General features: G+C 73.5%; 3 protein-coding genes. 2 read left to right on the top strand and 1 reads right to left on the bottom strand.

The features are described from left to right. A partial coding sequence (locus SSBG_RS28175) for an ROK family transcriptional regulator (RefSeq protein WP_008749445.1) occupies positions 1 to 738 on the bottom strand: 738 nt, incomplete at its 3' end. A 206-nt stretch (positions 739 to 944) separates the two neighbouring features. On the opposite strand from SSBG_RS28175, the gene SSBG_RS28170 reads away from it, so the two are divergent. Beyond that, positions 945 to 2,060, top strand: a complete 1,116-nt coding sequence (locus SSBG_RS28170) for a Gfo/Idh/MocA family protein (RefSeq protein WP_008749444.1) — start codon at positions 945 to 947, stop codon at positions 2,058 to 2,060. 122 nt (positions 2,061 to 2,182) lie between these two features. Beyond that, positions 2,183 to 3,036: Gfo/Idh/MocA family protein (locus SSBG_RS28165; protein ID WP_037870812.1), on the top strand; the 854-nt coding region annotated here is incomplete at its 3' end.

The following is a 3,036-nucleotide window of genomic DNA, read 5'->3' as shown; positions in this document are numbered from 1 at the left end:
CGGCAGGTTACCGATCTCGCCCGCGCCGCCCGAGGCGCCGCGCAGCACGGTGCCCGCGACGTCCACGGCGAGACCGATGCCGTAGCCGACCCACAGCAGGGCGAAGGTGCCCGCGGGTGAGTACGGGCCCGTGGCGCGTTCGGCGATCGCCGCGAGGTTGACGTCGTTGTCGACCTCGACCTCGCAGCCGAGCGCGCCTTCGAGCTGCCTGCGGATGCTCTTGCGGGACCAGCCGGGCAGGGCGGCCACCGAGCTGAGTTCGTCGTGGCGCGGGTCCACGCTGCTGGGGACGCCGACGCGGATGTGGCGGATCGCGGTGAGGTCCACGGCCGCCGCCTCGCAGGCGTCGAGCACGGCTCGCGCGACGTCGCGGGCGGCGCCGCGGTGGGCGGGCATCCCGGCCGCCGCCTTGTGGGCGACGGGGTGCCGGGTGCCGGCGAGGTCCACGACGGTGGAACTCACGCCCTCCTGGTCCACGCTGATGGCGACCCCGTAGGCGAGGTCGTTGCGTACTCCGTACAGGGCGGCGCGGGGCCCGCGGCCGATCGACTCCTCGCCGACCACCTCGATGAGCCCCTTGTCCTCCAGGCGCGCGATCATCTGCGTGGCCGTGGGCCGGGAGAGGCCGCTGCGTTCGCCGACGCCGTTGCGGCTGAGGGGGCCGTGGTCGAGGAGCAGCCGAAGAGCGGTGGCGGCGTTCTGGTCGCCCAGCCACGACGGTGTTCCTCTGACGGCCATTGCCACCGTGTCCTTTCCAGGGGGTTTCCGGTGCGAGGAACGTACCAGAAACTTTCTTAAGAGAAATCCCCCCGAGCAGCTGTGACTTTTTCGTTATGAATGCGTGCTCAAAGCCGTCTTTTTTGGACGTACTTCACCGCTCTCACGCCACCCCTGGCGCTCGCCGGACCGGTCGACCTAGCATCTCGCAAGGAAGTTTCGAGTTTATGGAGGTGGCCTTCATGGCCGATGTGCTGCGCGTGGGCGTCCTCGGCAGCGGCGGGATCGCTGTCGCGCCCTACGGCGTGCTGCCGAACGTGGGTGCGTACGGGGACCGGATCGAGGTGACCGCGGTCGCGGACGTGGACCACGTACGGGCCCGCGCGACCGCCGACCGCTTCGGCATACCCGGCGCCTTCGGCTCCCTGGAGGCGATGCTCGCCGAGGCGGAGCTGGACGCCGTCGTCAACCTCACGCCCATCCCCGCCCACGCGGCGACCTCGCGCACGATCCTCGAAGCCGGCAAGCACCTCGCCGTCGAGAAGCCGCTCGCCTCGACGGTCGCGGAGGCGGACGCCCTCATCGAGCTCGCCGCCGCGCGCGGGCTCTCCGTCGTCGTCGCCCCGCCCGACCTGCTCTACGAGCCCTACGAGCGGGCGGGCGATCTGCTGCGCGCCGGGGCGATCGGCAAGGTCGCCTTCGCCCGCGTGCGCAGCTCGCACGCCGGACCGGGCGGCGGCCCGGCGGGCTGGCCCTCGGACCCGAGCTGGTTCTACCGGCAGGGCTCCGGGCCGCTCCTGGACATGGGCGTCTACGGCATCCACGAGATTACCGGGCTCCTCGGCCCGGCGCGCCGCGTGGTCGCCTTCGCCGGGATCACGGACGCCGTCCGCACGGTGCGCGGCGGCCCCTTCGCGGGCCTGGAGATGCCGGTCACCGCGCCCGACAACTGCCTGTTCATGCTGGACTTCGGCGACTCCGCGTACGCGGTCGTGGACGGCACCTTCAACGTGCACGCCTCGCGGGCCCCGAAGGTCGAGGTCTTCGGGCGCGCGGGCGTCCTGAGCCTCTTCCGGCCCGACGGACCGGACCTGGAGCTGTACCGCACGGACATCGCGCCGGGCGTGGACGGCTGGGTCGAGCCGGCGCAGCCGCTCGCCACCAACACCCGCCGGGGCCGCTACGGGCGCGCCCTCCTCGTCGGGCACCTCGCCGACGTCGTCCTCGACGGCGCGAAGCCCGTCCTGAGCGCCGAGCACGCCCGCCACGCGCTGGAGATCATGATCGCCGTCGAGACCTCGGCGCGGGAGTCGCGCTTCGTGGACCTGAAGACGACCTTCTGACCCCGCGCGCCGCCCGTCCGCGCCGCCGCTCCCGCCACCCTCAGCCCCTCTCCCCTCCCCCACCGCTGTCCGCCTCCGCCCCGCCGCCGTCAGTCGTCCGCCCCGAACCGAGGAGCACTCCCGTGCCCGAAGAAGTCCCCGCCCCGCTGCGCATCGCCGTCATCGGCTTCGACCACTGGTACGCGGCGATCCCCTTCGCCCGCCGCGTCGCCGCCGAGCCCGGCGCGCGGCTCGTCGCCCTCGTGGACCGCGATCCCGCCCGTACCGCCCACGTCGCGCGCCTGACGGGGTGCGCGCGCACCTCCACCGATCCCGCGAGCGTCCTGGACGATCCGGAGATCGACGCCATCGCCTGCTTCACGAGCGTGGACCAGAACCCCGGGCTGTGCGTCGCGGCGGCGCGCGCGGGCAAGCACATCGTCTCCGTCAAGCCGCTCGCCCTGACGCTCGCCGACGCCGACCGCGTCGTCACCGAGGTCGAGCGGGCCGGGATCGTCTTCGTGCCGAGCGAGTCCCGGCACACCTCGCCGCTCGCGCTGAGGCTGCGCGAACTCCTCGACTCGGGGCGCCTCGGCACCCTGCGCGCGGGCACCTTCGCGATGGACAGCGGGCTGCCCACCGCCTGGCCCGGTACGGCCGAGGGGCCGGGCTGGTGGGCCGATCCGGCGCGCACCGCCGGTGGGGCCTGGATCGACCACGCGGTGTACCAGCTCGACCGCGTGCAGGCCCTCTTCCGCTCCCCCGTCGCCCACGTGACGGGCACGGTCGGCAACATCGCCCATCCTGACCTGCCCGTCGAGGACTACGGGCACGCCGTGTTCACGCTGGAGAGCGGCGCGGTCGTCACGGTCGAGGACACCTGGATCGCCCCGCCCGGCACCTCCTCCACGCGGGCGCTGGTCGTCGGCTCCGAGGGCGCCTTCCAGCACTCGACGGCGACGGGCACCCTCGGTTTCGCGCCGAAGGGCGGCGAGTG

It is taken from the genome of Streptomyces sp. SPB074 (assembly GCF_000154905.1).
Lineage (GTDB): Bacteria > Actinomycetota > Actinomycetes > Streptomycetales > Streptomycetaceae > Streptomyces.
The sequence above is the reverse complement of the archived record's forward strand: the minus strand, read 5'-3'. Positions and strand labels throughout refer to the sequence as shown.